3 protein-coding genes are annotated in these 3,740 nt (G+C 76.1%); all 3 read left to right on the top strand.

The features are described from left to right. The coding region (locus H1A17_RS33680; RefSeq protein ID WP_228544736.1) for a hypothetical protein at positions 1 to 2,069 on the top strand (2,069 nt) is incomplete at its 5' end. After that, entirely contained in the window at positions 2,066 to 3,229 is a 1,164-nt protein-coding gene (locus H1A17_RS33675) for an AAA family ATPase (protein ID WP_145919519.1), read from the top strand. The genes H1A17_RS33680 and H1A17_RS33675, both read left to right, overlap by 4 nt. Next, a partial coding sequence (locus H1A17_RS33670; protein ID WP_228544735.1) for a DUF5682 family protein occupies positions 3,213 to 3,740 on the top strand: 528 nt, incomplete at its 3' end. The genes H1A17_RS33675 and H1A17_RS33670, both read left to right, overlap by 17 nt.

The following is a 3,740-nucleotide window of genomic DNA, read 5'->3' as shown; positions in this document are numbered from 1 at the left end:
ACCTGCCGCAGCTCACCGCGCCCGCCCTCGTCGCCGGGGTCGCCGGGCTCGTCACCCGGGCCGCCGGGCAGGTGGCGCGGCTGCGCACGCTGGCCGCCGTGCTCGACGGCGAGCAGGACAACGCACTGCCGGCGCAGGAGGCCCCGGCCGCGTCGCCGGCGGTCGACCGGCTGCTCTCCGAGGGGCTCGCCGGGCTGATCCAGTACTGCTACAGCGCCGAGGACAGCTCCCTGCGGCTGATCTCCCGCGCGGGTGCCGCGCTCACCGGCACCGACCCGACGCCGGACGCCCGGGGCCAGCTGGACGGTGATCTCGACTGGTTCGACCTGCTGGGGGTGCTGCCGGCCGCGATGTACCGGGCGGTGGCCCCGATCTGCCTGTCCGAGGTCCGCGAGGCGCTGCTGACGTTGCTGGAGGTGTGCGCCCGCTCCGGGCTCCTCGCCCCGGGTAGCCGGCTGCGGCGGGCCACCCTGGTCGCCGACGCCGACCAGCCGGTCGACCAGGTCCGGGGACAGGTGCTGACCGTGGCCGGCCGGCGGCTGCTGGTGCTCGCCGTCGACACCGACGACCGGGAGGTCGACGTGCTCGACTGGACGCCGACCGGACGGTTCTCGGCCGTGCCCGGTTTCCGGATCACCGAGGAGGAGATCCTGGCAACCGGTGACGTCACGTCGCAGCGGCTCGACGAGTTCGTCCGGCTCGCCCGGGTCAACGGGCCGCTGGAGTGGCACCCCGGGTGGGCCCGCACGCTGTCCGAGGCGGCGGGCATGAGCCACGCCGAGGCGGTGCTGCTGCTGGCGGGCCTGCCCCGGCTCACCTGGGAGAAGGCCCCCGCCGAACTGCGGACCATCCTGGAACTGCCCGACCCGGCGGCCGCTGCCGCGGCGGCCCGGTTCTGGGGCACCGGCGGTCGCGGTCGGCAGGCCTTCGCCACCCTCCTCGGACAGCTGATCCCCGAGGACCCGGCGCGGCTGTGGGTCGACGGGCCCCGACAGGATCTGATCGTCGAGGAGTGGGTCCGGCGGCACGGGCCACGGCGACCCGTGCCCGACGACGTGATCGTCGGAGTGGACCGGGCCGAGGTGACCAGCCCGCTGCCGGCCTCGACGGTGGTCCACTGGGTCGCCAACGCGGCCACCGGCCGGTGGCTGGCCGGTGCCGACACCGGCGTCGACGACGACGACGCGTTGATCGCGTTGACCAGGACGCTGCCGTGGCTGGCGTACCACCTGGCCGTCGACGACCCGATCCGGGCGGCGTTGCCGGTCGCCGCCGACCTGGCCCGGCAGCGGTTGACCGACCCCGGGTTCACCGTCGCCGTCGGGCACGTCGACGGCGCCAAGCTGTCGGCGTTCACCGCCGCGTTCGGCCTGCCGGTGACGACCGGCCCGGCCGGCACCGAGGTCGGCCCGGTGCTGGTCCCGCCGGCCGACCGCTGGCACCGGGTCCGGTTGTACCCGTCCCGGCTGTCCGGAACGGACGATCCGGCGCTGGCCGTGCTGCGGGCCCGCCTCGACCACGTCAACGAGCAGCTGCTCGCGGCCCTGCGGGCCCTGGTCGGCGGCCAGCTCACCGAGGTGGTGTCGCACGTCGTCCCGGCGATGGACGACGGCTTCGCGCAGGACCCGACCCGCTCCGACCCCGAACTGGTCGCCACGGTCGCCGCGACGCTCGGGCTGGGCGTCGACGCCGCGGCGCTCTACCTGCAACTGCTCGCCCTGCCCGACCCGACCGACCGCAACGTGGCGCGGTGGACCGGCTGGAAGCCGGCCCGGCTCAAGGCGGCCCGCGCCGAGTTGGCCGCCACCGCGCACGTCGTCGCGGCGAAGCGGCCCCGGGCCGGGCGGTCGCTGTTCCTGCCCGGCGGCTGGTTGGCGCTCAAGGCGCCGCTGCTGCCGCTGGAACGGTGGAAACTCCCGCTGCTGATCGGGGGCGAGGGCGGCGTGACCGCACTGGGCATCGTCTCCCCGGTCGCCCCCGCGCCCCGCCTGTTCGCGCTCGCCTGGGCCCGGCTGCGCGACGGCGACGCACCCCGCTTCGACGATCTTGTTACGGAAGGGCGCCGATGACCACCACGACCACCCCGGCGGCTCGCCAGGTCCAGCCGGCCGAGCACGCGTACGCCGCCGAACTGGCGTTCCTCGCCGCGTACGACGACGGACCCCGGCCGCCGGGCTGGCGGTTGACCCCCCGCGCGGTCGTCACGTTCATCGTCGGCAGCGGCGGCGTCGCACTGGAACTGCCCCGGCAGGCCCGCCGCGACGACCTGCCCCGCACGGCGACCGTGACCACCAAGTTCGTCGGGGAACGGGCGCTGGTCGAACGCTGCGTGGTCACCCTCGCCGGGGAACGGGGCCTGCTGCTCGTCGGTGAACCGGGCACCGCGAAGTCGATGCTGTCGGAGCTGCTGTCCGCCGCGATCTGCGGCAGCAGCGAACTGGTCGTGCAGGGCACCGCCGGCACCACCGAGGACCAGCTCCGCTACGGCTGGAACTACGCCCTGCTGCTGGCGCACGGGCCGAGCGCCGCCGCGCTGGTGCCCTCGCCGATCCTGTCCGCGATGCGCACCGGCGCGGTGGCCCGGGTGGAGGAGATCACCCGCTGCCTGCCGGAGGTCCAGGACGCCCTGGTGTCCATCCTGTCCGACCGGCGGATCGCGGTGCCCGAACTGTCCGGCACCGCCGACGCCACCGTCCCCGCCGCGCCCGGGTTCACCCTCATCGCGACCGCCAACCTGCGCGACCGGGGGGTGTCGGAGATGTCGGCGGCGCTCAAACGCCGGTTCAACTTCGAGACCGTCGGCCCGATCGGCGACCTGGCCCAGGAGATCGCCCTGGTGCAGCGGCAGGCCCGCGCCACGCTGGAACGGGTGCGCGCCCCGTTCGCCGTCGACGACGCCGTGCTGGAGGCGCTGGTCACCGCGTTCCGCGACCTGCGGGCCGGCCAGTCGGTGGAGGGTTGGGAGGTGGAGCGGCCGTCCACCGTGATGAGCACCGCCGAGGCGGTGGCGGTCGCGTCGTCGCTGGCGCTGGCGGCGGCCTACTTCCCCGGCGACCGGGACGTGGTGTCGCTGCTGCCGGGGCACCTGCTCGGCGTGGTCCGCAAGGACGACCCGGCCGACGGGGCCAAGCTGCTCGGCTACTGGGACGGCGCGGTCCGGCGGCGGGCCGAGGACGGCGCGCGCCTGTGGCGGCGGCTGTGGGAACTGCGCGATGTCCTCACCGACTGACCCGACCGCTCCCGCCACCGGGGTGCCGACGCCGGTCGACCCCACGGTCGCGGTCGCCGCGCTGGCCGGGCACCGCCGGCCGTACCTGATCGGGGTACGGCACCACTCGCCCGCGCTGGCGGTGGCCCTGCCCCGGCTGCTGGCCGGGTACCGACCCGAGGTGCTGCTCCTGGAACTCCCGCCGGAGCTGGGGCAATGGCTGCCGTGGCTCGCCGACCCGGCCACCACCGCCCCGGTGGCGCTGGCCGGGGTCCTCGGCGACGGCGGCGGGCCGGCGTTCTACCCGTTCGCCGACTTCTCCCCGGAACTGGTCGCGGTGCGCTGGGCCGCCCGCAACGGGGTCCCGGTCGTACCGTGTGACCTGCCGCTGACCGACCCGGCCTGGCGGGAGCGCGAACCGGGTGCCGCACCGACGCCGGGCCGGTCGTTCGCCGACGCGCTGCGCGCCGCCGGCAGCGGGCGGGCCGACGAGGACCTGTGGGACCGGTCGGTCGAGGCCCGCGCCCCGGGC

It is taken from the genome of Micromonospora sp. S-DT3-3-22 (assembly GCF_015354745.1).
In the GTDB taxonomy this organism is placed as follows: Bacteria; Actinomycetota; Actinomycetes; order Mycobacteriales; family Micromonosporaceae; genus Micromonospora; species Micromonospora wenchangensis.
Note: the sequence above shows the minus strand (reverse complement) of the source record. Positions and strands in the feature narration are given on the sequence as shown.